The organism is Allofustis seminis DSM 15817, assembly GCF_000374325.1.
GTDB lineage: Bacteria > Bacillota > Bacilli > Lactobacillales > Carnobacteriaceae_A > Allofustis > Allofustis seminis.
In genome coordinates, this window is the sequence record NZ_KB894081.1 from 1 (window position 1) to 25,037 (window position 25,037).

The following is a 25,037-nucleotide window of genomic DNA, read 5'->3' on the forward strand; positions in this document are numbered from 1 at the left end:
CCAGCAGATTTTCGGATGCTTGCTCCTATTGTATTGGAACAAGTCTTAAAAAAAGCTGGAACAGAATTGTTAGAGCCATATCTTAGTTTTAAAATTTATGCGCCACAGGAATATCTTTCACGAGCATACAACGATGCTCCTAAATATTGTGCGAACATCGTAGACACTCAATTGAAAAATAATGAGGTCATTCTTAGTGGAGAAATCCCTGCTCGGTGTATTCAAGAATATCGTAGTGATTTAACTTTCTTTACAAATGGACGTAGTGTTTGTTTAACAGAGTTAAAAGGGTACCATGTTACTACCGGTGAACCTGTTTGCCAGCCCCGTCGTCCAAATAGTCGGATAGATAAAGTACGATATATGTTCAATAAAATAACTTAGTGTATTTTATGTTGTTATATAAATATGGTTTCTTGTTAAATAAGATGAAATATTTTTTAATAAAGATTTGAATTAAAGTGTAAAGGAGGAGATAGTTATTATAAACTACAAGTGGATATTGTGTCCTGTATGTGGAAATAAAACACGATTAAAGATAAGGGAAGATACTGAATTAAAAAAATTCCCCCTCTATTGTCCGAAATGCAGACAAGAAAATTTAATTGAAATAAAGCAGTTCAAAGTAACTGTGATTACAGAGCCAGACGCAAAGACGCAGAGCCGATAAAATGAGATTAATACAATCTCATTTTATCGGCTCTTTCCGTTATGTATGGATTCTTTTAATTAGTCTTCGATGTTTCTTGCTTCGTTGATACCGCTGGCTAAAGATTCCATTAAGGATAGTTCTTTGTCTGTAAAGCTATCCATGTATTTCTCTATCTGTAATCGTCGGGTGCTTTTTACCAAGTTATTAGCAGGTAAGAAAAATTCATCAACGGAAACATGAAGTAATGATACAAGGTCATAAAGAACTTGTATACTTGGGTGTTGCCCCTTATTTTCAATATTGGTTAAGTAACGTGGGTCAATTTCAATCAATGCTCCCACTTGTTCACGAGTTAAACCTTGCTTCAATCGAGCTTCTTTAATGGCTAAACCAAAGGCTCTAAAATCATATCTATCTTCCTTTTTACGCATAATAAACCACCTCTATACATTTTACTGTTCCTATCAAATTAGAAACAGGATGTCACTCCAAACATTTTGAAACATACATTCTGTACTAACTATGTAAATGAAGGAATGGATACGAAAGCATTACGGTATATTATGGGTTCACAAGTATAAACATGGCCTATCAAGGAGTACTTCTCTTTGGTAGGCTTTCTTTTTTTCTAAACCGTCAGATTCTATCACCTCCCGAGGCTACTAGGTAGAGGGCAATAAATAAATCGCCCTTTGGAAAGAGGTGATGGATATGAAACACAATCTCAAAATTAGTGTTTCTAAGAAACCACAGACAGGCGGACTTGTTGCCTACCGTAATGTGTCCGTAAGGGAACGAATTCTTCGCTTTCTTTTAGGGAGTAAACAGCGTGTAACGATTGTGATCCCTGGAGATAGCATCGAGGAACTATCTATCTGTGAAATTACGAAAGGAGGAACTGACCTTGAGCAAAATAAAGTTACTGCTTGACGTGGTCAATGATATGCGATGTCTTGCTGACAGCATACAGGCAGTTTGCGATGCGATGACAGAAGGAGATCCTGCTCCAGGTGCAAAAGCTACAACTGAACAAGAACCAGTAAAAGAGCCGGATATCCCACTGGAAAAAGTGCGTATGGTACTTGCTGAGAAGAGCCAGATTGGGTTTACTGCCGAAGTGCGAGGACTCATTCAAAAGTATGGTGCAGACAAGTTAAGTGCTGTTGATAAGACTTATTATGCTGACATCTTGAAAGATGCGGAGGGTCTTGGAAATGGGTAATCATGCAATATTATCTGCATCTTCATCCCACAGGTGGCTCAACTGCCTACCCTCTGCAAGACTTGAACAGGAGTTTGAAGACCAAAGTGGTGAGGCAGCCAAAGAAGGTACAGCGGCTCATGACCTGTGTGAACACAAACTGAAAAAGGCACTCCATATAAGGAGTAAGCGCCCTATATCAAAATATGACTCAGATGAGATGGAAGAATGCACAGATGACTATGTTGCCTTCATCATGGAGCAGGTGGAACTTGCGAGAAAGTCTTGCACAGATCCTATCGTTCTTATTGAACAACGTCTTGACTTCTCTTGTTATGTTCCAGATGGTTTTGGGACAGGAGACTGTGTAATCATTTCAGATGACAGACTTCACATCGTAGACTTTAAATATGGGCTGGGTGTGCTAGTCGATGCCGTGGACAATCCACAGATGAAACTGTATGCCATAGGAGCACTTGGAATCTATGATCACCTGTACGACATTAAAGAAGTGTCCATGACGATCTTTCAGCCTAGAAGAGAGAATGTCAGCACCTGGACAATACCGGTGGAAGAACTAAAAGGCTGGGCGGAAGAGGAACTAAAGCCTAGGGCGGTCAAGGCCTTCAACGGTGAGGGTGAATACATCCCCGGTCCATGGTGTACCTTCTGTAAAGCGGCAAACAGATGTCGGGCCAGAGCCGAAGAAAAGCTAAAACTTGCAGAGAAAGAATTCAAGATGCCACCTCTGCTGACGGATGCTGAGATAGAAGAAATCTTACTTATTCTTCCCGACCTTACCAAGTGGGCGAATGAAATAACAGCCTATGCCACTGATGCAGCAGTCAATCACGGTAAAGAGTGGAACGGTTTTAAAGTTGTGGAAGGTCGCTCGGTTCGCAAGTACAAAGATGAAGGAGCCATTGCAGAAAAAGCCGTGGCAGGTGGATATAAGGACATTTACAGAAAGAGCCTTATTCCGCTGACAGAGATGCAAAAACTGATGGGTAAATCTAAGTTTGAGGAACTCCTCGGTGACCTCATTTACAAACCACCGGGTAAGCCGACTCTTGTTCCAAACTCAGATAAAAGACCGGCAATGAACGTAGCAGATGCTAAAAACGAATTTAACGAAATTATGGAGGATTAAATATTATGGCAAATATGCAAAACAAAACAAAAGTTATCACAGGTGTAAACTCAAGATTTTCTTACTTCCACGGATGGGAGCCTGTATCTATTAATGGTGGTGCAGAAAAGTACAGCGTATCCGTCCTTATTCCAAAGGATGACAAGGAAACCATTAATGCCATCCATGCAGCAGTTGATGCTGCCATTGAGGAAGGTATCGCAAAGTTTGGTGGTAAGAAACCAAATAAGGCAGCCATTAAACTACCGCTGCGTGATGGTGATGTAGAGCGTGATGATGAGGCTTATAAAGGCCATTACTTCATCAATGCGAATAGCAAGACAGCGCCACAGATTGTAGACAAAAGTGTTAAGCCGATACTGGATCGTAGCGAGGTATACAGCGGTTGTTATGGCAGGGTTTCTCTTAACTTCTATGCTTTCAACTCAAATGGTAATAAAGGTGTAGCTTGTGGCCTTGGTAACATTCAAAAAATTAGAGACGGAGAACCTCTAGGTGGTAAGTCTTCTGCAATAGATGATTTTACGACTCTTGTCGATGATGACTTCCTTGCCTAATAGAAACAATAAACTTGACGGTGGTGGAGGTCTTCCCTCTGCCACCTTTTTTCATTTAGGAAAGGTGGTAGCTATGAAAAACTTAGAAATTGATATCGAAACCTATTCATCTACCAATCTACAAAAGAGTGGTGTTTATCGTTATGTAGAAGCAGAGGACTTTGAGGTGATGCTGTTTGGTTATGCGGTTGATGGTGGTGAAGTTAAGGTCGTTGATTTGATGGATGGAGAAAAGATTCCAAAAGAAATCCTAGATGCTTTAACCGATGAAACCATTACGAAATGGGCATTTAATGCTCAGTTTGAGCGGGTATGCCTTTCACGTTATTTGGGCTACCCCACGGGGACTTATCTAAACCCTTCCTCATGGAAATGCTCCATGGTTTGGTCTGCCTATATGGGTTTACCACTTTCTTTAGAAGGTGTAGGTGCAGTGCTGGGACTTGAAAAGCAAAAGCTGACGGAGGGCAAGGACTTGATACGATATTTTTGTCTTCCATGTGCTCCAACAAAAATAAATGGTAGTAGAACCCGTAACCTACCCACTGATGAAATCGATAAGTGGCAGAAGTTCAAAGCATATAACAAGCGTGATGTGGAGGCAGAAATACAGATACAACAAAGATTGATCAAGTTTCCAGTACCAGAGGACATCTGGGATGAGTATCATCTCGACCAAGAAATCAACGATCGAGGCATAAAGGTGGATATGGATTTTGTTAAGCAGGCCATTGCCATGGATGACATATCTCATGAAAAACTACTAACTGCCATGCAGCAGATAACAAATCTCGATAACCCAAACTCTGTACAACAGATGAAAAGCTGGCTTTGTGAAAATGGTCTAGAGATGGAGACTCTCGGTAAAAAAGCTGTCGCTGAGAAACTTAAGGAAACCGATGGTGAACTAAAAGAAGTTCTTTCGCTACGTCAGCAACTGGCAAAATCCTCGGTAAAGAAATATACAGCAATGGAAAATGCGGTCTGTAGTGATTCTCGTGCCAGAGGTATGTTTCAGTTTTATGGAGCCAACAGAACCGGACGCTTTGCCGGAAGGCTTGTGCAATTGCAAAACCTCCCTCAAAACCATATGCCAGACTTAAAAGAGGCACGAAACATTATCAGAAATGGTGATGTTGAAACACTAGAACTGCTCTATGAAGATATACCCGATACCCTTTCACAACTGATTCGTACAGCCTTTGTACCAAGAGTTGGTCATAAGTTTATTGTTGCTGACTTCTCAGCCATTGAAGCTCGTGTGCTTTCATGGCTTGCAGGCGAAACATGGCGAACAAAGGTATTTGCCAGTGGGGGTGATATCTACTGTGCATCTGCCTCCCAGATGTTTAAGGTCCCCGTTGAAAAGCATGGTGTGAACGGTCACTTGAGACAGAAGGGTAAAATCGCTGAATTGGCACTGGGTTATGGTGGTTCTGTTGGTGCGCTAAAAGCCATGGGTGCATTAGAGATGGGGCTTGAAGAGGAAGAGTTAAAACCGCTTGTGAATGCCTGGAGAATGTCTAATCCCAACATCACACAGTTCTGGTGGGATGTAGATCGGGCGGCTAAACAATGCGTGAAGGAAAACAAATCACAAGAAACCCATGGCATCGAGTTTCATTGTTTTAGTGGCATGCTTTTTATCGTTCTTCCCTCCGGCAGAAGGCTTGCCTATGTAAAACCTCGAATTGGTGAGAATCAGTTTGGTGGTGAGTCTGTGACCTATGAAGGGGTAGGTGGAACAAAGAAATGGGAGCGTCTTGAAAGTTACGGTCCTAAGTTTGTAGAGAATATTGTTCAAGCCATCTCCCGTGATATTTTGATGTATTCAATGAAGATGCTTAGTACTTATCGTATTGTGGCTCATGTCCATGATGAAGTCATTATTGAAGCGAATCCTCAAATATCTGTTACTGAAGTATGTAAACAGATGAGTCAAGTGCCACCTTGGGCAAAAGGGCTGCTTCTTGACGCCGATGGCTATGAATGTGAATTTTATCAAAAAGATTAAAGGAATCATCAGATTTCACCTCCTGCCGTGGCTACTAGGTAGGAGGTGTTTTTCTATGAACATTTATGAAGTAAAAGACGGCTGTCCTTTAAAGGGCAAGACCGAGCAGATGACAGAGGAAGAATTACAAAAGGAATATGACTTTCACATAGCCGAGAGTATTGTCGCAAACCTATATAAAGAAGGCAAAATCACAGCGGATGAATTACACAAAATATCAGCCTTGAACAGGCAGAAATTCTCTCCCCGTTTAGCCGAGATTATGTCCTAAAAAGCTTGCTATTAATAGCTTTTAGAGTGATGTATGTAATGGGCGAAAGCGAGGTGAGATGATGAAAAAGATAACAAAAATAGATGAACTGCCCCAAGGACAACTACCTAATACGAATCTTAGGGTTGCCGCCTATGCTAGAGTCTCAACCGATAGTGATGAACAACTTGAAAGCCTTAAGGCACAGCGTGAACACTATGAGCGCTATATTAAGTCTAATCCTGAATGGGAGTTTGCTGGTCTTTATTATGACGAAGGGATCTCCGGCACCAAGATGGAGAAACGGACTGAACTGCTCCGCCTGATACGAGATTGTAAGCAAGGTCGGATAGATTTTATTATCACCAAATCAATCAGCCGCTTTGCTCGTAATACAGTAGATTGCCTAGAGTTAGTAAGAAAGCTGATTGATATCGGTGTTTACATTTATTTTGAAAAAGAGAATCTAAATACGGGTGATATGGAAAGTGAGCTGATGCTTTCTATTCTTTCAGGATTTGCCGCAGAAGAGTCAGCATCTATTTCACAAAACTCAACATGGTCCATTCAAAAGAGATTTCAAAATGGCAGTTATGTTGGTACTCCACCCTACGGCTACACCAATATAGATGGTGAAATGGTAATCGTCCCAGAAGAAGCAGAAATCATCAAACGTATTTTTGCTGAGTGCCTTTCAGGAAAAGGTGGAGGTACTATAGCAAAAGGTTTGAACAAAGACAAAATCCCTGCAAGTCGAGGTAATCACTGGAGTGCAGGCACGGTGATAGACATGCTTCGAAATGAAAAATATATGGGTGATGTCCTACTACAAAAGACCTACACCGATAGCAACTACAATCGCCATCCAAATACAGGGGAAAAAGACCAGTACTATTACAAGGACAATCATGAACCTATTATAAGCAGAGAAGATTTTGCTAAGGTGCAAGATCTCATTGATGAAAGAGCCAAGATGAAGTGTAAGGGCATGAAAGAGAACATTTATCTTAATCGATATGCTTTAAGTGGCAAGATTGTCTGTGGAGAGTGTGGTCGCAATTTTAGGAGAAAGACAAACTACTCAGCTGGTAGGAGTTACATTGCTTGGAGTTGCATCGGTCATATCGAAGACAAAGAGAGCTGTTCCATGTTGTTTCTGCGAGATGGGGAAATTAAAGCCACATTTACAACCATGATGAATAAGCTTGCTTTCAGTAACAAGCTAATCCTAGAGCCACTTTTCAAATCAATTAGCCAAATCGATGAAGAAAGCGACCGTGAAAGAATGGATGCTATTGATAAGCGAATGGAGCAACTCATGGAAGAACGCAACACCCTTATTACACTGATGGCCAAAGGTTTCCTTGAGCCAGCTCTTTTTAATCAGGAACGAAATGTTTTAGATAGTGAGATGAAAAATCTTTCAACCGAAAAAACAAACCTTGTATCAAATTCCGCGAGTGGGGTTTTGCGAGCAAACGAGATAAAGGACCTCATTAATTATGTGTCAGCAGATAATTTTAATGGTGACTACACGGAAGAACTATTTGAAGAATTTGTAGTGAACATCATTGTAAATTCCAGGGATGAGCTGACATTCAATTTGAAATGCGGTCTTTCCCTGAAAGAAAAGGTGGTGAGATAAATGGCATATATTCCATATGGATACAAAATTCAAGATGGAGTGGTTACTGTCGATGAAAAGGCAGCAGGTCAAGTAAAGGTATTCTTTGAGAAATACATATCAGGACTATCCCTTACAGTGGCTGGCGAACAGGCAGGTATTGAAAAGACACATTCTGTGATGGGGCGCATTTTGAAAAACGTCAACTACCTTGGAAATGATACGTATCCAGCAATTATTGATAAAGAGATATTTGATAAAGCTGAAGAAGTTAGAGATAAACGTGCAAAGGATTTAGGACGAGTGGTAGAGCTTGCCGCTTTCACCTCTCCCCCTCCCAAAGAACGATTCAAAATGAAAAAGGCAGATAATAAGATGCCAGTTGATCCTTTTGAACGAGCAGAATACTTATATAGTCTGATAGAAAGCGAGGAATAAAGTGACAGAGAAAAATATAATGGTTATTCCTGCTCGTAAAAGAGTAGGAAGTACAGCCGCAAAAGAAAAGATAAAGAAACTTCGTGTTGCTGCCTATTGCCGTGTTTCTACAGAAACAGAAGAACAAAATTCTAGTTATGAGGTTCAGGTCGCACACTATACAGAGTTTATAAAGAAAAATAATGAATGGGAGTTTGCCGGCATCTTTGCAGATGATGGTATCTCCGGTACAAACACTAAAAAGCGTGACGAATTTAATCGTATGATTGCAGAGTGTATGGATGGTAACATCGACATGGTTATTACTAAATCCATCAGCCGATTTGCACGTAACACCCTAGACTGCCTTCAATATATTAGACAGCTCAAAGATAAGAACATATCCGTCTACTTTGAAAAAGAGAATATCAACACCATGGATGCCAAAGGTGAGGTTTTGCTGACTATTATGGCATCTTTGGCACAACAGGAAAGCCAGAGCCTTTCACAAAACGTTAAGCTTGGGCTACAGTACCGATACCAACAAGGAAAGGTGCAGGTCAACCATAAGCGGTTTATGGGCTACACGAAAGATGAAGATGGAAATTTAATTATTGTCTCCGAAGAAGCTGAGATTATCAAACGCATCTACCGAGAATACCTTGAAGGTCAGAGTCTAGTGCGCATTGGTCGAGGTCTTGAAAAGGATGGTATTTTAACAGCAGCAGGAAAACCAATATGGCGACCAGAATCCGTTAAGAAGATCCTTCAAAACGAAAAATACATCGGAGACGCCCTTCTGCAAAAGACTGTCACAGTAGATTTTCTTACCAAGAAACGAGTGAAGAACGAAGGTCATCTTCCTCAGTATTATGTTGAAAATAGCCATGAGGCTATCATTCCCAAAGAATTATTCTTACAGGTGCAGGAGGAAATTCATCGAAGAAGCAATATCTACACAGGAGCAAGCAAGAACAAACGAATTTATAGTAGCAAGTACGCTTTAAGTGCCATCACCTTCTGTGGAGATTGTGGCGATATTTATAGGAGAACCTATTGGAATATTCATGGCAGAAAAGAATTTGTCTGGCGATGTGTGACTAGAATCGAGCAGGGTCCTGGGGTCTGTAAGAACCGAACCGTAAAAGAAGATGAACTCTATGGTGCTGTAATGACCGCAATTAATAAGCTACTTGCAGGTGGCAACAACATGATAAAGACACTGGAAGAAAATATTCATGCGGTGATTGGTGAAACGACAGAATACCAAATTTCAGAGATTAACAACTTACTGGAGGAAAAGCAAAAAGAACTCATCAAGCTGGCTAATAAGGGTCAAGATTATGAACATCTAGCAGATGAGATTGATGAGCTGAGAGACAAGCGACAGCTCCTTTTAGTAGAAGATGCCTCCCTCAGTGGCGAGAACGAGAGAATCAATGAGCTGATTGAATTTATCCGCAAGAACAAATTCCGTACCTTAGAGTACGATGATAAGCTTGTAAGGAAGATAATCCAGAGCGTTACAGTCTATGAAGAACACTTCGTCATAGCCTTTAAATCTGGCATCGAAATGGAAATATGAAAAAGTTGTGATAATATGAAGATAAACTCACGATAAATTCAAGTCAAAAGTCAGAATTGATATAGAGTTGTAATCTTTAGAAAAAAACAGAAAAATCACAAAAGCAGAAAAATTATATTGGATTTTTGAAGATAATATGATATAATAAAAAGACTTGGAGGTGGAAGAATGTATAACTTTTCTTGCTAATTATATGATGCATAATAAGATATTTAAAGAAACGGATATAGAACCGTTTGTTTTGTTGTGCAAATTGCAAGAAAGTTAAGTATTCGACACTCAATAATACATTACAGTAACCTTATATATTACAAAAGGTAATAATAGTATTTGTTTTTGAGCCGTAAGAATTTACTTTCTTGCGGCTTTTAATATTTGTAAAAGAAAGGAAGATAAATGTGATAGACAATAACACTATGCCATCCATGACAAAATCCATGCAGAGTTGGATAACATTGTAGAGTAATTAATGCCGAAAACCAACTTTGCTTATAAAATTTTTATAATGTAAAGGAGGAAGAAATACATGTCTTTAATAAATGTTTCAAATCTAACTTTTTCATATGAAGGAAGTTATGACAATATTTTTGAAAATGTAAGTTTTCAGATAGATACAGATTGGAAACTCGGTTTTATTGGAAGAAACGGACGCGGAAAAACTACTTTCTTAAATTTATTGCTTGGCAAATATGCGTATTCCGGCAATATAAGTTCTACAGTTAAGTTTGAGTGTTTTCCTTACGATGTGGAAGATAAGAGTCTATATACAATTGAAGTAATGAAGAGTATTTGTACGGAATGTATGGATTGGGAGATTTTTCGTGAAATATCATTGCTTGATGTTCAAGAAGATGTTTTATATCGTCCGTTTAATACACTGTCAAATGGTGAGCAGACAAAGGTCCTTCTTGCATCTTTATTCCTTACAACGAGTTGTTTCCTGCTTATTGATGAACCTACAAACCATCTTGACCTCGATGCACGTAATGTAGTGCAAAACTATTTGAAACGCAAGAAGGGGTTTATTTTGGTATCTCATGATAGGAGTCTACTTGATCAATGTGTTGACCATATACTATCTATCAATAAAACGAATATCGAAATCCAAAAAGGAAACTTTACTTCTTGGTGGGAAAACAAAGCGTTACAAGATAATTTTGAACTGGCGGAAAACAAGAAACTCCTTAAAGAAATAGGAAGGTTGTCTTATGCAGCAAAACGTAGTTCAAATTGGTCAAATAAAGTAGAAAAAAGTAAATATGGAACAACAAATTCTGGCTCAAAACTGGATAAGGGCTATGTTGGACATAAAGCTGCAAAAGCGATGAAACGTGCCAAAAATATTGAGTCAAGACATCAGGAAGCTGTTTCACAAAAATCAGAGCTGCTCCACAACATCGAACAATATGACGACTTAAAAATTTCGCCACTTGAATTTCACAAAGAGTGCCTAATAGAAGCGAATGATTTATCATTGTCTTATGGAGATAAAGAAGTATGCAGTAATCTTAATTTCAGAATCAATATTGGTGATAGAGTTGCCATTATCGGAAAAAATGGGAGTGGTAAGTCTAGTATCCTAAAATTGATTAATGGAGATGATATTAAATTTACCGGAAATTTTATTTTAGCAAGTGGACTAAAAATTTCTTATATTTCGCAAGATACTTCATATTTAAAAGGTAATCTATCTGAGTTTGCCTATAATAATAAGATTGACGAAACTTTATTTAAAACGATTCTTCGTAAACTGGATTTTAATAGAGAACAGTTTGATAAGAACGTGGAGGATTTTAGTGCTGGTCAGAAAAAGAAAGTACTAATTGCTAAAAGCCTGTGTGAAAGTGCACATTTGTATATATGGGATGAGCCATTGAACTATATTGATATTTTTTCACGTATCCAAATTGAAAAAATGATTTTAGAATATTGTCCTACACTATTGTTTGTGGAGCATGATGATGCTTTTTGCAATAATATTTGTACGAAAAATATCAATTTATGTCTATAGAGATTTTGAGTTGCCACAATAACTAAAAGATATTTAGATGAAAGGGTGAAGAAATGTTAAAACAAAAAGAATTAATTGCAAATGTTAAGAATCTTACTGAGTCAGATGAACGAATTACAGCTTGTATGATGTATGGATCGTTTACCAAAGGAGAAGGTGACCAATACTCGGATATAGAGTTCTATATATTTTTGAAAGATAGCATAACCTCGAACTTTGATTCATCCAACTGGTTGTTTGACGTAGCTCCGTACTTGATGCTTTATAAAAATGAGTATGGAACAGAGGTAGTTATTTTTGATAATCTTATACGTGGGGAATTTCATTTCCTTTCTGAAAAAGATATGAACATAATCCCCTCGTTTAAAGATTCAGGTTATATTCCTGATATGAAGGATATGCTTATTTACGATGAAACAGGGCAATTAGAAAATTATTTATTAGAGATAAGTGGTGCAAGACCAAATAGACTTACTGAAGAAAATGCTAATTTCTTGTTGTGTGATTTCTCTAATCTATGGTTGATGGGAATCAATGTTCTAAAAAGAGGAGAATATGCTCGTTCTTTAGAACTCTTATCACAGCTTCAAAAAAATATACTACAACTTATACGTATGGTAGAAAAAAATGCGGATAATTGGCTAAATATGAGTAAGAACCTTGAAAAAGAAATTAGCCTTGAAAATTATAAAAAGTTTGCAAAGACCACTGCTCGATTAGATAAGGTAGAATTATTTGAAGCCTATAAAAATTCCTTACTGTTAGTTATAGATTTGCGAAGTCACCTTCTTGAACAATACAACTTAAAAGTTACACATGATATTTTAGAAAGATTGTTGAATTACATTAGTGAATAGAAGAGTAACGTTATTTAGAGCATTGGTTACTAAGAATTAACAGTATACCTCGGTTTTCAAAAAACAGCGAAGTCTATGGATATGTTCCCACATACGCAAGCCCTCAGTGGATATCTTCCCTCAAAGACAATAATGTTCAAGTGACTAATTTTTGACAGCTATCCCCTCATCTCAAAACATGTGGAGACGATAGTATTGATGTCAAGAAAATAGAATAAAGGCTTTAAGAAGCGTTGAAATCAGGGGCTTTTAGGATTTTTGAATGAATCCTGAAAGCCCTCTTTTGCTTTAAAAATGTTATTAGGAAACTGGCCAACTTTAAAAATTACTAGGGTGTGTAGACACTATGGATATTTAGAGGTTGAGTAGACAGGACGGATGTTTTTATTAGTTCGAATGAATTTCACTAGTATGGCTAGGATACAAACTTACCCAGAAAATCACCCGCTATCGTAAAACTTGCAAGCAAGCCTGGAAGGAATAGTAGGGATATGTGGCGGATACTTCGTTTATATTATATTAAGATATTGTAGAAGGCACTGTTCTACCTTTCATATATTCTTGTTTGTTTTTTCGCTTTTAAGAATATGAAGCCGTTGTTTTTTCTTCGAGAGGAAAAGTTTCATATGTATTGTCATTCTACGCTATAAAAGCAAAAAAGAGACGCATCCGTTGCCATTATAGACCCCATATGCTATTATTCAGTAATAAGGAGGGAGTCTATAATGACTTATGATATCGCAACAGGTTTATACGATGTAAAAAGGTTAGCAGAATTACTTGATGTCAAGCCATCTACAATACGCTCAATGAAAGCACGAGGGACCTTGCCTTCACCTACTTGTAATGATATAAATGGAGGTGCCGTTTGGCTTAAGGAAACTATTGATATTTATATTGCAGATAAAAAATACAACCTAGAATTAACAGAGCCTATCAATAAAAATTTACCTCAAGTAATAGATTTGTTTTCTGGTTGTGGTGGAATGTCTCTTGGTTTTCGAAAGGCAGGCTTTGATATTTTAGCAGGTTTTGACAATTGGGATAAAGCTTTGGAAACTTACAATGCTAACTTTGAGCATCCTGCTTATCTTCTTGATTTAGGAGATATAGAAAAAAGCATTGAAACTTTAAAACCATACTTTATGGAAAGGAATAAACCAATTATAATAGGTGGTCCACCATGCCAGGATTTCTCGTCAGCGGGGAAAAGACAGGAAGGTGCTAGAGCTGATTTAACAGAGAACTATGCGACCATAGTTTCAAAATTGCAACCATCATTTTTTGTTATGGAAAATGTAGCGAGAGCAGAAAAAGCAGCGGCGTATGGGAGAGCGTTGGAAATTTTTAAAGGAAATGGCTATTTTGTTGATCATATCGTTTTGAATGCTGCTAAAGCAGGTGTTCCTCAAAGAAGAAAAAGACTCTTTACCTTTGGTGCTAAAGATAAAGAGCTAATTTCTGAACTTATAAAAAAATTAGAAGAAAATTTATCATCTAAAGAAATGACAGTGCGAGATTGGTTTGGTGACAGATTAGATGTTGAATACTACTATAGACATCCGAGAAGCTATGCTAGAAGAGCTATTTTCTCAGTAGACGAACCATCTCCAACAATTCGCGGTGTTAATAGACCTATCCCTGAAGGATATGAAGGACACCCAGGTGATGCAGGACCTATTGAAAAAGCAAGACCTTTAACAACTCGAGAGCGGGCTAGTTTACAAACATTCCCAGATGAATTTGGATTCACAAGCTCAAAAACGAATAATGAGCAAATGATTGGGAACGCTGTTCCTGTAGAGTTAGCAAGATATGTCGCTAGTCAAATTAAAGAAACTCTCAAATCTCATCAGTTTGAATTTTAAATAGATGTTGAGTTAAAAGGGTACTATCTAATCTTCTTTCAGGCATAAGATACTCAAAAGCTGTTTCAGAAACAATATTTTCTAATTCGTTTCTAAGTATTCGCGGCTTTAAAAACTCGTCACTCAATAGGTGTTCATAAGGGGCATCTCCAGCAAAAGCACCAGCTTTATCAGTTTGTGTACCGTATGTTATTCTTGAGTGATGCTTTGAAAAATCTAAGGTATTTTGTGCAGCGTAGTCGAAAAGTGATGAAATCAACCAAATTGCTGATCTTTCTGGACGGGAAATACGTCTTTGAGAGTTAGCCGTTCGACTGCGCATTTTATTGATAAAAAGTTGTAAGAATGCCATGTCTGTCCAAACGAAAACATCAAAAGCGTTACGTTCAAGTATAGGTTTTTGACCTTCAGTTCTCCAGATTGCTGTAAGAATAAATGGAGTTTGTGATTCTATACTGCTCTTAACAATTTCATCTGCCGCTTTAACTATGTTTGGGATTTTTGTTTTCATCCAATCTTCATCATTCCAATGATAGTCCATTGGTGTTACAAGGCTGGCAGAAATTAATCTTAGGAGTTCAGAACGTCTAGATTGTCCATATGAATTAGCGATAGAAAAAGCTAATTGCTCAATTGAAGGTGGCCTGACAACCAATTCACAGGATTGCTCGTCGTGAGGTTTATTTGCCGTTTGTGAGTTCGGAACGACCATTAGTTTTACCTCCAAAGCCCTAGTATGAACTTCATTTTCGTCAGATATTACAATATCACTTTTGTTGGGTATACTATTTGTGTATGGCTTATAACCATTATAGGTTTCTTCAAACAAAAAATTAGCTGTTGTTGAGTCAGTGCCAATTATTTCATTCCACTGTAAATGTTCATGTTCAGTTATAATTTTATTATCATCATTTAAGGTGGCTTTAATCACAGGAATAGACACCTGTTTAAAATTAGATAAATATTGAGCTAATGAGATTGGAAAAGCATTAGTAAAAATATTTTTTCCTAATGATTCTGGTTGGGTAAAATCATGTGATGCATTTTCCAAACCGTATATTAAAATGTTAGAATTACTACTCAAAATATTTCCTCCTATATATTAACCTGATTATATTATGCAATAATTTAGATTTACTAGCTTCTTCATGCTTTAGATAAGTGATGAAGAAGTTTTTTATAACAAAGTGATTTCACTTCATTATCTTGGTAGTGTCTCAACAATATCTTCTAACTTAACATCAATAGCTTCGCAGATTTTTAGCAATGAGCTAGTGTTTACATTTCCACCCTTACTCAATTTATTTAAAGTGGAAGAGCTTATACCTGCTTGCTTAATCAAATCTAATTTGCTCATATTTTTATCAATTAAAATTTTCCATAGCTTGTTATAGCTTAATTGTAGTTTCAAAATTTAACCTCCTAGTCTGTCACGCCTTCAAGAAATCCATAGCGACCAAAGCTTTCGTTTTTAGTAAACTCTACTGTATGAAGGCTATATTCCTTCCAGTCCACTTTTGGTAAATTCTTATTATTATCTATCAATATGATTTGCTTGTGATTTCCTATTTCTATTAGGAATTTATAGAAAGCATATCTCATATTATAGAGGTTCGCTTCTGTAGCCTGTTTTTCTGCGATTGCCTCATCCAGACCTAATAAGGGAGTATCAACAATGAACAGTGGAATTGGATATCTGGCATTTATATCTAGATATTCTAGCATGGATAAACTTACTATCGAATTTAAATAAGCACGATAACCCTTACCTTGACTAGATTTAGGTTCACCATTGATAACAACATCAAATGTGGTTTTATCAAATCTTGCAGAGCTTAAATGAGGAAACGAACATTTTTCAAGATTTGTTTCAAGAATAGTACTCATATTACGGAAGAATTCTTTAGGCAACCTATCTAATGGTTTATATTTATTATCTTCAATTTTATCATCGTCATAATCACTAAGATCCTCATTCCACTCAGAAGCCATTTTTCTTAAAGTTGCTTTTTCCGTTTGTAAATTAAAATACGTATTGTATTCTCTTATGGTGTCTTCTAATTCTTTTATTGCGGGAGCTAGTATTTTATTAATTCGATAACTGTTTTGATTAATTGTATTATGATTAGAATTAATCTTTTTCTCTAGAGCTATGTCCTCTTCTTCAAGAAGCTCTAGAGTTGCAGTCAAATCCTTTAATTTAATTTGTATATTTTTGAGCTCGGTAGCTACACTTTCTAAGTTTACTAAATCATCTTCTTTAGTCATCTTGGCATCGCAAAAAGGGCAAGAGGTTTCTTCTTCGTGAGTATGCATCGGCTTGTGGCCTTCAACAATAAAAGATAGTCTGTTTAAATCAATCTTGTATTGAGCAATTAACTCTTTGAAGTTTCGAATACTTACGCTATTTTCTTCCCTTTCAACAAAAAGAGAAGTATTTTCTTCTGTAAGCCTTTTATTTTCCTGTGTAATTTTGGATAGTGCATCGTTATTATAGTTAACTTGATGTAAAGCATCATTTAAATGCTTCTCAGCCTCTTCTTTGCTTATATTTTTTAGGTTTTCAGATATTTTAGACTCTTCTTCAGAAATCTTTTTAAGTTTATTATTTACATATGCTCTAACTGCTTGATTTTTTAACTTTATGCTATCAGGAGATTCTTCTTTTTCTAAAGGGGCTTGATCTTCACCATTTATAAGAAATAAAAGAGAGGAACGAAAAGCGGTTAAAGAAGTATTTGTCTTTGAATCTAAAATAGAACCTTCTCGTAAAATTTCAGATTCTTTGAGAAAAAAGATGTGTAAGAAAGTTCGCCAAGTAAGATTTTGTGTTGCAAAATTTTCATTTTTAATTACTTTAATTGGAAGTTGGTCTATTCCAAGGAGAGTAAGGAATATATCGGAGAGAGTTGTTTTTGTTTTAGAAACTAGAGGATATTCTCCGCTTTCTATATCTGGAATAGAGCTTGTTAAATACACCTTATTCTTATTTTCTTCTAAATACCTTTTAATTTGAATAAAACCATTTTCACAAACAAGGTCTATAACTAAATAATCTTGATTATCTAAACCATCAACTTTACTTGCACCGAAAAGATAATCAATACATTTTAAGATTAAAGTCTTACCCGTGTTGGAAGGGCCATGGATAAGATTGAATCCATTAACAAAGTCAACTTTAGATATCTTGCCTTTCTTGCTAATGCTTTGAATTGATTTTATATAAAAATATTTAGCCATCACTTACATCCTCCTTTCACGTGAAATTCCATTAATATGATTCAAAACTTCAGTATCTGCGTACTCACTGAAGTAATCCTGTACATCAATTGCAATGTTCATATAGTTCATTGCATAGTCTAGCTTTAGTTCTCCTATAACTTCTTTCCCTATATCTGTGATTTTAAAGACAAAACCTTTACTCGTTCCTGACACTGAAGCGAAACCTTTGGATACTAATGTTTTTAGAGCCTGTCTTCCTGATTTTAAACGAGTAGCAAGTTCCCCCAATCGATAGGGGTTTTCTCCATGCAAGTCATAATCTCCAATCTTAAAAGTTTTAGAGTATAAGCTTAAATAATCTAAAGAAGAAATATAGTCTGCAGTTTTCTCTTCTCCATCAAGAACAAAAAGTTGTATAAGGATTCTAAGGGAGATCTCGTAGATAGAATTAAATAACTTACTCATCTTCCTCCTCCTCAACCCAGAATAATCGACTATCATTTACTAACATGTGGCAAAACCCACATTTTCTTTTTATGGTTACCAACTCTGGTAAGTGATATAGCTTTGAGCCATTGAGTTCAATTTTAGCTGCCTGCTCTAAAACAGATAGTAATCTATCATATCCATCAGAATATTTTTTTCTACTTGTACTTATAACACCATCATAGGTTTCATCTAGAAGTTTTTGAAATTCATCAGATTCTGAGGAAATGGTGTCTCTGGAAAAATTTTTCAAACTCTCAGCTTCATAAAAATTAACTCTTTGCTCTTGAAAGTTATCTCTATATTTCTTTTTGAAGGTAGTTCTATTTGAAATGTCAATATCAGTTTTTCCTGCATCATTGTAGGCATCAATTAAAGCACCAATATACTTTAATTTCATTTCATCTTCAGGGATGTCTTCTGAAGGTAAATCTGAAATTGGCATAGGTATTTTAGCATCTCCAAAAACTAACATTCCATTTTCTACTTTTACTTTACTTATATAGTCTTCAACATTTATAGGTTGGAGACTTTTTTTATTTCCTTTAGTAGCTATATCGGTAAGTATATTCGTAAGAAGCTCTGCTGCTTTACTACCTAAGTTAAAAAGATTAAGGCCATCAATTGAAAACTCAGACTGAAATAATTCATACATAGCTGAGCAAATTGAATCATCAGTGTCATCAATAAATTCCGCCAAGGCTTGCTCATCCTTGTATTTTAAAAGTTCTATAGCAACATCCTTTGAAATATTAGTCGATCCATAAGCATATTTCTTAATAGTAGAAGAGCTTCTCTCTACATCAGACATTCCTTCTTCGGTATAAGGCGTATAGATTTCAAATATCTTTTCCGTAAAATGTTCAATACTTTCTTTATTTTCTTTAAGTGGTCTTATACATTTTATGAATTTAGAAAAAGGTGTTGTTCCCATAATTTTCCTCCTTTCTGTGGTCCGATTAGACCATGGACTTTTCTGGACCAATTCCGACCATGTAAAAAGATCCAGTTTTGTAAAATAAATTCAGATATAAAGTTAGTTACTAATTAAATTATATCACAGCTTATTTCGTTTTACTAAAGACATTATTTAGAAAGGCGAATAAAAATAAGCTAAAAACGAAAATAATATTCTCAAGTCCGAGATGCGCATTAGGACGTAGGGGATTACAAAAATAGCTAAAGAAGTTCACTGGACTTCTCTGAGCTTTTGATCTCTACGTTTCTTTTTAATGTGCATTTTTTGTGTCTAGAAAAGTATAGGTCAATTTTGTTTCCCCTGAGAATTAGCAAATTCACGGAGGAAACGAAAAGATGAAAACAAGAAAAACAAGAAGTGACAAGAGAAGAGACTATACCTATTCATTCAGTGATGGAAGAAAAGTGGTACTTAAGGTAGGAGAAGATGGCGTAACGGAGATGGATATAAAAATGCTCCACTCGATGGATGATAGTGAAGTCTACTATAACAACAAGAATTTAAGACCCAATAGAAGCGATAAAGAAAAAGAAGAAATCCAAAAGTGGAAGAAGAAATATGTGGAAGATTTTAAAGCAAAACATGGATACGAGCCAAATCAAGTTGATGTAGATGAGATGGCAAATGAGGTCTTCCCCAGGAATTATAATCTTTCCTTAGATTATGACCAAGATGGAGAACTTGACTCAGATAAAAAAAGTATTAGTTATGAAACCAGTACCTTAGATGACTATAGTGAGATTTTTTCTCCCTGGTCAGAGAAGATGGAGTCTTTATTAAAAGGGCTCACTGATAGGCAGAGAGAAATTCTTAACTTAAGGTATGTCGAAGGATATAAGCAAGTAGAAATTGCAAGGATGCTCGGCATATCATCAGCAGGTGTTAAAAAGCACCTAGACAAGGCTGAGGCCTTCATAAAAAAGAATTATAAATAAATTTTTAGGGCGAGGTTAAAAACTCGTCCTTTTTCTTTGCCTGTGATTTGTAAGGGAGACACCCTACAAATTTCAAGAAAGGAGGACAGGTCTTGAAACACAAGGTTGTAGTAAACGTAAGCCGTCCTAACGGCAAGAAAAAGAAGGTACTAGAAGCTGCAGAAATGAGTTTGCCTAAGAAAATTATTAGGTTTTTCTTTGGAGATTTTACACAAATCTACCTTTTAAAACCAGGTGAACAAATCGAGTCAGTAGATATTAAAGAAGTAAAGGAAGGTGAATGAGATGGCAAGAATGAAAAGACTAAAAGAAATACACGAGAGCTTAGTAGAGATAACAGAGGATTTGGCAACGCTACTATATAGCGATGGCCAAGAAGTGACAGAAAAGACAGAAAAGAAAGTAAGTATTGAGATTGAAGAGGTAAGACACACTCTGGCTAATAAGTCGAGAGCTGGCTTTACAGAGGATATAAAAGCCCTGCTTAAAAAGTATGGCTCAGACAAGCTATCTCAGGTTGACCCAAAAGACTATGAGAGTCTCTTAAAAGATGTGGAGGCACTGAAATGAGCCATGCCCTATTATCCCCATCCTCATCTGAGAGATGGATTAATTCACCAGCTAGTGTCAAGTATCAAATCCTCTTTCAAGAGGAGCGTTCACCTTATGCACAGGAAGGATCGGAGGCTCACTTATATGCAGAGCACCTCCTTAAAAAGAATCTAGGAATGAAAACCAGAAATCCTAAAAACAAGCTGGAGTTTTACTCTAAGGAAATGGAAGAGTGTGCAGAAGGCTATGTGGTCTATATTAATGAAATCATGGCAAGTCTTACTAAGCCAAAAGTATATGTAGAAGAAAAGCTTAATTTGTCCATGTATATCCCAGAAGCCTATGGAACAGCCGATGCCATTATTGCAGGTGGTGAGGAACTTCACATCGTAGATTTCAAATATGGCTTAGGTATCCAAGTTGATGCTAGAAACAATAGTCAACTGATGATTTATGCCCTAGGTGCCTTATATCTCTTTGATGGGATTTACGACTTTACTAAGGTCACCATGCATATCTACCAGCCAAGACGTACCAATATCTCATCTTTTTCAATGACTCCTAAAGACTTATACAAGTGGGCTGAAGAGGTGTTAAAGCCTAAAGCTTTAGAGGCCATCAATGGTCAAGGTGAATTTAAAGATGGCCCATGGATGAGATTTTGGCCAGCAAAAAGTCGAGGAAGAAGAAGGGCTGAGTATGTACTGGAATGCTTAAAGTATGACTTTAAGAAACCAGAACTACTGATGGATTCAGAAATTGAGGACATCCTAGCTATCATTCCAAGTCTTGAGTCTTGGATAGTAGACGTTAAAGAATACGCCTTAGAAGAGGCCCAGCTAGGAAAAACATGGCAGAACTTCAAACTCGTTGAAGGCAGGTCAACACGTAAATACGGCGATGAAGAAAAGATTGTAGAAACCGTTAAGAAACTGGGCTATGACCCTTATGAGAAAAAACTTCTTGGTATTACCAAGATGACAAAACTCCTAGGCAAGGAAGAATTTGACAAACACCTATCGCCCTATATTAGTAAACCACAGGGCAAACCAATCCTTGTACCAAGGTCAGATAGTCGTCCAGAAATTGCAAATGCAAAAGATGAATTTTCAAAGATAGAAGGAGAAGAATAAAATGACAAATTTAAATCAAACAAAAGTAACAACAGGAAAAGTAAGACTTAGCTATGCCAATGTATGGGAGCCAAAATCAATTAATGGTGGCAAGGAAAAGTACTCTTGTTCCATCATCATTCCAAAAACTGATACGAGAACCATTGAAAAAATCGAGCGAGCCATTAAAGCTGCAATTGAAAGAGACTTAGGTAAATTTGGTGGGAAAATGCCAAACATGAATGCAATTAAACTGCCCCTTCGTGACGGCGATATTGAGAAAGATGACGGGGCTTACAGGGATGCCTACTTTGTTAATGCCAATTCCTTAACAGCACCTCAAATCGTGGATAGAAATGTCGAGCCAATTATCGATAGAAGTGAAGTTTACTCAGGTGTCTATGCTCGTGTGAGCTTAAACTTTTACGCCTTTAACGTCAATGGGAACAGGGGAGTTGCCTGTGGACTTGGGAACATTCAAAAGCTTTCTGATGGTGATCCACTCGGTGGACGTTTTAATGCAAGTGATGACTTTGATATTTACGGCGATGATGACGAAGAAGACTTTTTATCTTAGGAGGTAAATCATGAAAACTATTATTTCCATTCTACTTCTGATTATTTTATCTCAAATTATCTTCTTTCTAATCCAAGCAAACATCGATGCGATTACAGAAAGAAGATATAGGAGAGAGGATAGGGAAAATGAAAAACTTGATGATGGACATCGAGACCTATAGCTCAAGAGACTTAAGAAAATCAGGTGTGTATAAGTATGCCGAGAGTGAGGATTTTGAGATCCTCCTCTTTGCATACGCTATCGATGATGAAGATATACAAGTGATTGATTTAGCTAATGGTGAAGAAATCCCAGAAGAAATCTTACATGCTTTAGAAGATGACAAAGTGGAGAAGTGGGCTTTTAATGCAAACTTTGAACGAGTTTGTCTGTCTAGGTATTTAGGAAGAAGGCTAAATCCAAAGTCCTGGTATTGTTCGATGGTTTGGTCTGCTTACTTAGGTCTTCCTTTATCTCTTGAAAAGGTAGCAGAGGTATTAAGATTTGATACAAAGAAAATGTCGGAAGGAAGAAGTCTCATTCGCACCTTTTCTATTCCCGTTACTCCAACTAAGTCAAATGGTTACAAAAGCAGATTAACCAAAGCTGATGAGCCAGAAAAGTGGGAGCTTTTTAAGGAATATAACAAGAGGGATGTGGAAGTAGAAAGAGCCATCAATAAAAAATTATCAGCCTTTCCTATACCAGATTTTGAATGGGAGAACTATCATATCGACCAAGTGATTAATGACCGTGGTATCTGTGTAGATTTAGACCTTGTAAAGGGTGCTGTAGATATTGATGAAAAGCTCTATGAGAAAAATATGAAAAGAGCAATGGATTTAACAGGACTAGAAAATCCGAACTCACCTTTACAGCTACGTGAATGGTTAAAAAAAGAGGGACTAGAAATGGACTCTCTTGCTAAGAAGGAAGTGGATAAAGCCATCAAAGAGTCAACGGGTAAGGTTCGAGAGGCCCTTTTATTAAGAAGACAGCTTTCTAAGTCTTCTATTAGAAAGTTTAATGCCATAGAAAATGTAGCAACGAAGGATAAAAAGGTAAGAGGGCTCATCCAGTTTTATGGAGCAAATAGGACAGGACGCTATGCAGGAAGACTTATCCAGGTGCAAAACCTAAGAAGAAACAATCTTGATGATTTAGAGCTTGCAAGATCTATCGTAAAAGATGGTGACTACGAACTATTGAGTCTTTTATATGATTCACCTGCTGATGTCTTATCACAGCTTATTCGTACAGCTTTTGTTCCAAGTAAAGGTCGAGTTTTAGTGGTTTCAGACTTCACAGCTATCGAAGCAAGGGTGTTAGCATGGCTCTCTGGCGAGACTTGGAGGATGGATGCATTTAATAGAGGGGTCGATATTTACTGTGAGTCAGCCTCTCAGATGTTTAGTGTACCAGTAGAAAAGCATGGTATTAATGGTCATCTTAGACAAAAAGGAAAAATAGCTGAGCTTGCCTGTATTGCAGAAGGTGAACTAGTCCTAACAAATCGAGGCCTTGTTCCTATTGAAGAAGTTAAGCTATATCACAAATTATGGGATGGAAATTCATGGGTGACCCACGAAGGGGTCGTTTATAAAGGAATAAGAGAGGTGATTGAATATGAAGGACTCAGAGCAACAAAAGATCACCTCGTATGGATTGAGGGGCAACAGAGGCCGATACACTTTGGACAAGCCTCCAATAGCGGAGCACATCTCTTACAAACAGGAGATGGTAGGAGAGAGATACGGCTGGGTGAAAATTATAAGCCCAGAAAAAAGATGGTCAAAAAATTGGAACAGCTGTTACGTACTCACTCAATGTCAAGGATGTGGAAGTGTTCAATGGCAAGACAGAGGAAATCTAACATCAGGTCAGTCAATGGGGTGTCAGTCATGCTCTCAACCAAGACAAATACCAAAGTGGCTAAATCGGCGATTAACAGCAGCAAAGCAAAGATGCGAAAACAAGAAGGACCCGCAGTACAAGAATTATGGGCAAAGAGGAATAAAATTCAAATTCAAAAGCATTCTAGAAGCGGGCCTGTATTTAATAGAAAAATATGGGATACCCTCAAGAAAATTAGAAATAGACAGAATAGACAACAATGGGCACTACCAAAAGGGAAATATTCGATTTGTAGATCATTCAAAAAACAACTCAAACAAAAGGTCTACAGTACTGACGGAATTTCATCAAAAGTATTGGCCTTATGCGAGAAGTGTGGTTATAAGAAAACTATCTCAAGGCCTATCAAGAAAAGAAGTCATCCAGGATGCCAGAACTGCTGTAGAGGAAAAAAGGAAAAACTGGCGATTGATAGAGGCAAGGCTAGAGTTTATGACATACGAAATGCCGGACCACATCATCGTTTTACCGTATCAGGAAAACTAGTCCATAACTGTGGCTATCAAGGCTCTGTCGGGGCACTTAAGGCCATGGGAGGACTTGAGATGGGTCTTTCAGAAGATGAGCTTCAGTCCGTCGTAGATTCTTGGAGAGAGGCTAATCCCAATATTGTAAACCTTTGGTATGAAATCGACCGAATCGTTAAATCAGTGATTAAGTCTAGAGGAAGAGAAAGATACAAAAATCTTTTATTTTCTATGGAAAAAGGGATTCTCTTTATTACACTCCCATCGAAAAGAAGACTTGCCTATATGAGGCCAGGGATTGGTATGAATCGTTTTGGTGGCGAGTCCATCACTTATGAGTTTACTTCTACAGGAGGCAAGTGGGAAAGACAAGAATCCTATGGTGGGAAATTTGTAGAGAATATCGTTCAGGCCATAGCTAGAGATATTTTAGCAAGTAGCCTTAAGCGTTTAAATAAAAAATACGAAATTGTCATGCACGTTCATGATGAGGTGGTGATTGATGGCTACCCAAAGGATCTAGAAGACATCAATAAGATTATGTGCCAAAACCCCTCATGGGCTAAGGGACTGGTCCTTGATGCTGAGGGCTTTGTCTGTGATTTTTATAGAAAGGATTAGAATA

26 protein-coding genes and 1 pseudogene are annotated in these 25,037 nt (G+C 37.2%); 21 read left to right on the plus strand and 6 right to left on the minus strand.

Annotation, left to right across the window (positions count from 1 at the left end):
* Together C231_RS07710 and C231_RS08380 are read left to right on the plus strand one after the other, a co-directional pair.
* Window positions 1-384, plus strand: a pseudogene (locus C231_RS07710) (hypothetical protein); the annotation flags it as partial.
* Window positions 385-502: 118 nt separating this feature from the next.
* Window positions 503-670, plus strand: a complete 168-nt coding sequence (locus C231_RS08380) for a cysteine-rich KTR domain-containing protein (RefSeq protein ID WP_000336323.1) — start codon at window positions 503-505, stop codon at window positions 668-670.
* Between the two features lie 59 nt (window positions 671-729).
* On the opposite strand, the gene C231_RS0103035 is transcribed toward C231_RS08380, so the two are convergent.
* Complete coding sequence (locus tag C231_RS0103035) at window positions 730-1,083, minus strand: helix-turn-helix domain-containing protein (RefSeq protein WP_018659183.1); 354 nt, start codon at window positions 1,081-1,083, stop codon at window positions 730-732.
* Window positions 1,084-1,363: 280 nt separating this feature from the next.
* Between C231_RS0103035 and C231_RS0103040 the strand changes: the two genes are divergently transcribed.
* The 12 genes from C231_RS0103040 (at window position 1,364) to dcm (ending at window position 14,186) form a co-directional block, all read left to right on the plus strand.
* Complete coding sequence (locus tag C231_RS0103040; protein ID WP_018659184.1) at window positions 1,364-1,582, plus strand: hypothetical protein; 219 nt, start codon at window positions 1,364-1,366, stop codon at window positions 1,580-1,582.
* On the plus strand, window positions 1,557-1,874 hold the full coding sequence (locus tag C231_RS0103045) for a hypothetical protein (RefSeq protein ID WP_018659185.1): 318 nt from the start codon (window positions 1,557-1,559) through the stop codon (window positions 1,872-1,874). Before C231_RS0103040 ends, C231_RS0103045 begins: the two co-directional genes overlap by 26 nt.
* Entirely contained in the window at window positions 1,867-3,003 is a 1,137-nt protein-coding gene (locus C231_RS0103050) for a DUF2800 domain-containing protein (protein ID WP_018659186.1), read from the plus strand. Before C231_RS0103045 ends, C231_RS0103050 begins: the two co-directional genes overlap by 8 nt.
* Window positions 3,004-3,017: 14 nt before the next feature.
* Window positions 3,018-3,560: a DUF2815 family protein gene (locus tag C231_RS0103055; protein WP_425386746.1), complete on the plus strand. Its 543-nt coding sequence runs from the start codon at window positions 3,018-3,020 to the stop codon at window positions 3,558-3,560.
* A 73-nt stretch (window positions 3,561-3,633) separates the two neighbouring features.
* The gene (locus C231_RS0103060) at window positions 3,634-5,574 is read left to right on the plus strand and encodes a DNA polymerase (RefSeq protein ID WP_026314325.1); all 1,941 of its coding nucleotides are present in this window, start codon (window positions 3,634-3,636) and stop codon (window positions 5,572-5,574) included.
* Window positions 5,575-5,629: 55 nt separating this feature from the next.
* The gene (locus tag C231_RS0103065) at window positions 5,630-5,845 is read left to right on the plus strand and encodes an SHOCT domain-containing protein (protein ID WP_003762658.1); all 216 of its coding nucleotides are present in this window, start codon (window positions 5,630-5,632) and stop codon (window positions 5,843-5,845) included.
* Between the two features lie 61 nt (window positions 5,846-5,906).
* A complete protein-coding gene (locus tag C231_RS0103070; protein WP_018659189.1) occupies window positions 5,907-7,469 on the plus strand; it encodes a recombinase family protein in 1,563 nt (520 codons plus the stop codon).
* On the plus strand, window positions 7,470-7,886 hold the full coding sequence (locus C231_RS0103075) for a recombinase (RefSeq protein WP_000323438.1): 417 nt from the start codon (window positions 7,470-7,472) through the stop codon (window positions 7,884-7,886). It abuts the gene before it with no gap.
* A gap of 1 nt (window position 7,887) precedes the next feature.
* Window positions 7,888-9,450, plus strand: coding sequence for a recombinase family protein (locus C231_RS0103080; protein ID WP_026314326.1), 1,563 nt, complete (start codon window positions 7,888-7,890; stop codon window positions 9,448-9,450).
* Window positions 9,451-9,976: 526 nt separating this feature from the next.
* Window positions 9,977-11,461, plus strand: a complete 1,485-nt coding sequence (gene lsa(E) / locus C231_RS0103085) for an ABC-F type ribosomal protection protein Lsa(E) (protein ID WP_018659191.1) — start codon at window positions 9,977-9,979, stop codon at window positions 11,459-11,461.
* 53 nt (window positions 11,462-11,514) lie between these two features.
* Window positions 11,515-12,318, plus strand: coding sequence for a lincosamide nucleotidyltransferase Lnu(B) (gene lnu(B) / locus C231_RS0103090; RefSeq protein ID WP_018659192.1), 804 nt, complete (start codon window positions 11,515-11,517; stop codon window positions 12,316-12,318).
* 725 nt (window positions 12,319-13,043) lie between these two features.
* Window positions 13,044-14,186 (plus strand): DNA cytosine methyltransferase, encoded by a 1,143-nt coding sequence (gene dcm / locus C231_RS0103095; protein WP_018659193.1) that lies wholly within the window; start codon window positions 13,044-13,046, stop codon window positions 14,184-14,186.
* Here the strand turns inward: dcm and C231_RS0103100 are convergent.
* From C231_RS0103100 to C231_RS0103120, 5 genes are all read right to left on the minus strand, one after another.
* Window positions 14,161-15,270 (minus strand): HindVP family restriction endonuclease, encoded by a 1,110-nt coding sequence (locus C231_RS0103100; protein WP_018659194.1) that lies wholly within the window; start codon window positions 15,268-15,270, stop codon window positions 14,161-14,163. The genes dcm and C231_RS0103100 overlap by 26 nt on opposite strands.
* Before the next feature lie 117 nt (window positions 15,271-15,387).
* Complete coding sequence (locus C231_RS0103105) at window positions 15,388-15,597, minus strand: helix-turn-helix domain-containing protein (protein ID WP_018659195.1); 210 nt, start codon at window positions 15,595-15,597, stop codon at window positions 15,388-15,390.
* Window positions 15,598-15,608: 11 nt separating this feature from the next.
* Window positions 15,609-17,426 carry an AAA family ATPase gene (locus C231_RS0103110; RefSeq protein WP_040408019.1) on the minus strand — a complete coding sequence of 606 codons (1,818 nt, stop codon included), beginning with the start codon at window positions 17,424-17,426 and terminating at the stop codon, window positions 15,609-15,611.
* A gap of 3 nt (window positions 17,427-17,429) precedes the next feature.
* Window positions 17,430-17,873, minus strand: a complete 444-nt coding sequence (locus tag C231_RS0103115) for an ABC-three component system middle component 2 (protein WP_018659197.1) — start codon at window positions 17,871-17,873, stop codon at window positions 17,430-17,432.
* The gene (locus C231_RS0103120) at window positions 17,866-18,828 is read right to left on the minus strand and encodes an ABC-three component system protein (RefSeq protein ID WP_018659198.1); all 963 of its coding nucleotides are present in this window, start codon (window positions 18,826-18,828) and stop codon (window positions 17,866-17,868) included. The genes C231_RS0103115 and C231_RS0103120 overlap by 8 nt, the downstream gene beginning before the upstream one ends.
* 380 nt (window positions 18,829-19,208) lie before the next feature.
* Between C231_RS0103120 and C231_RS0103125 the strand changes: the two genes are divergently transcribed.
* From C231_RS0103125 to C231_RS0103155, 7 genes are all read left to right on the plus strand, one after another.
* On the plus strand, window positions 19,209-19,808 hold the full coding sequence (locus C231_RS0103125) for an RNA polymerase sigma factor (protein WP_018659199.1): 600 nt from the start codon (window positions 19,209-19,211) through the stop codon (window positions 19,806-19,808).
* 92 nt (window positions 19,809-19,900) lie between these two features.
* Entirely contained in the window at window positions 19,901-20,092 is a 192-nt protein-coding gene (locus C231_RS0103130; RefSeq protein ID WP_018659200.1) for a hypothetical protein, read from the plus strand.
* 1 nt (window position 20,093) lies between these two features.
* On the plus strand, window positions 20,094-20,378 hold the full coding sequence (locus tag C231_RS0103135; protein ID WP_018659201.1) for a DASH complex subunit DAM1: 285 nt from the start codon (window positions 20,094-20,096) through the stop codon (window positions 20,376-20,378).
* Window positions 20,375-21,493, plus strand: a complete 1,119-nt coding sequence (locus tag C231_RS0103140) for a DUF2800 domain-containing protein (protein WP_018659202.1) — start codon at window positions 20,375-20,377, stop codon at window positions 21,491-21,493. The genes C231_RS0103135 and C231_RS0103140 overlap by 4 nt, the downstream gene beginning before the upstream one ends.
* A gap of 1 nt (window position 21,494) precedes the next feature.
* Complete coding sequence (locus tag C231_RS0103145) at window positions 21,495-22,049, plus strand: DUF2815 family protein (protein WP_018659203.1); 555 nt, start codon at window positions 21,495-21,497, stop codon at window positions 22,047-22,049.
* 10 nt (window positions 22,050-22,059) lie between these two features.
* Window positions 22,060-22,212, plus strand: coding sequence for a hypothetical protein (locus C231_RS08545; RefSeq protein ID WP_018659204.1), 153 nt, complete (start codon window positions 22,060-22,062; stop codon window positions 22,210-22,212).
* A complete protein-coding gene (locus C231_RS0103155) occupies window positions 22,178-25,033 on the plus strand; it encodes a DNA polymerase (protein ID WP_018659205.1) in 2,856 nt (951 codons plus the stop codon). Before C231_RS08545 ends, C231_RS0103155 begins: the two co-directional genes overlap by 35 nt.
* The last annotated feature ends 4 nt before the right edge of the window (window positions 25,034-25,037 follow it).

Coding starts and splice junctions, on each gene's coding strand:
- C231_RS0103035 (WP_018659183.1), bottom strand. CDS start 1,083: ATGCGTAAAAAGGAAGATAGATATGATTTTAGAGCCTTTGGTTTAGCC.
- C231_RS0103040 (WP_018659184.1), top strand. CDS start 1,364: ATGAAACACAATCTCAAAATTAGTGTTTCTAAGAAACCACAGACAGGC.
- C231_RS0103050 (WP_018659186.1), top strand. CDS start 1,867: ATGGGTAATCATGCAATATTATCTGCATCTTCATCCCACAGGTGGCTC.
- C231_RS0103055 (WP_425386746.1), top strand. CDS start 3,018: ATGCAAAACAAAACAAAAGTTATCACAGGTGTAAACTCAAGATTTTCT.
- C231_RS0103060 (WP_026314325.1), top strand. CDS start 3,634: ATGAAAAACTTAGAAATTGATATCGAAACCTATTCATCTACCAATCTA.
- C231_RS0103065 (WP_003762658.1), top strand. CDS start 5,630: ATGAACATTTATGAAGTAAAAGACGGCTGTCCTTTAAAGGGCAAGACC.
- C231_RS0103070 (WP_018659189.1), top strand. CDS start 5,907: ATGAAAAAGATAACAAAAATAGATGAACTGCCCCAAGGACAACTACCT.
- C231_RS0103075 (WP_000323438.1), top strand. CDS start 7,470: ATGGCATATATTCCATATGGATACAAAATTCAAGATGGAGTGGTTACT.
- dcm (WP_018659193.1), top strand. CDS start 13,044: ATGACTTATGATATCGCAACAGGTTTATACGATGTAAAAAGGTTAGCA.
- C231_RS0103110 (WP_040408019.1), bottom strand. CDS start 17,426: ATGGCTAAATATTTTTATATAAAATCAATTCAAAGCATTAGCAAGAAA.
- C231_RS0103115 (WP_018659197.1), bottom strand. CDS start 17,873: ATGAGTAAGTTATTTAATTCTATCTACGAGATCTCCCTTAGAATCCTT.
- C231_RS0103120 (WP_018659198.1), bottom strand. CDS start 18,828: ATGGGAACAACACCTTTTTCTAAATTCATAAAATGTATAAGACCACTT.
- C231_RS0103125 (WP_018659199.1), top strand. CDS start 19,209: ATGAAAACAAGAAAAACAAGAAGTGACAAGAGAAGAGACTATACCTAT.
- C231_RS0103135 (WP_018659201.1), top strand. CDS start 20,094: ATGGCAAGAATGAAAAGACTAAAAGAAATACACGAGAGCTTAGTAGAG.
- C231_RS0103140 (WP_018659202.1), top strand. CDS start 20,375: ATGAGCCATGCCCTATTATCCCCATCCTCATCTGAGAGATGGATTAAT.
- C231_RS0103145 (WP_018659203.1), top strand. CDS start 21,495: ATGACAAATTTAAATCAAACAAAAGTAACAACAGGAAAAGTAAGACTT.
- C231_RS08545 (WP_018659204.1), top strand. CDS start 22,060: ATGAAAACTATTATTTCCATTCTACTTCTGATTATTTTATCTCAAATT.
- C231_RS0103155 (WP_018659205.1), top strand. CDS start 22,178: ATGAAAAACTTGATGATGGACATCGAGACCTATAGCTCAAGAGACTTA.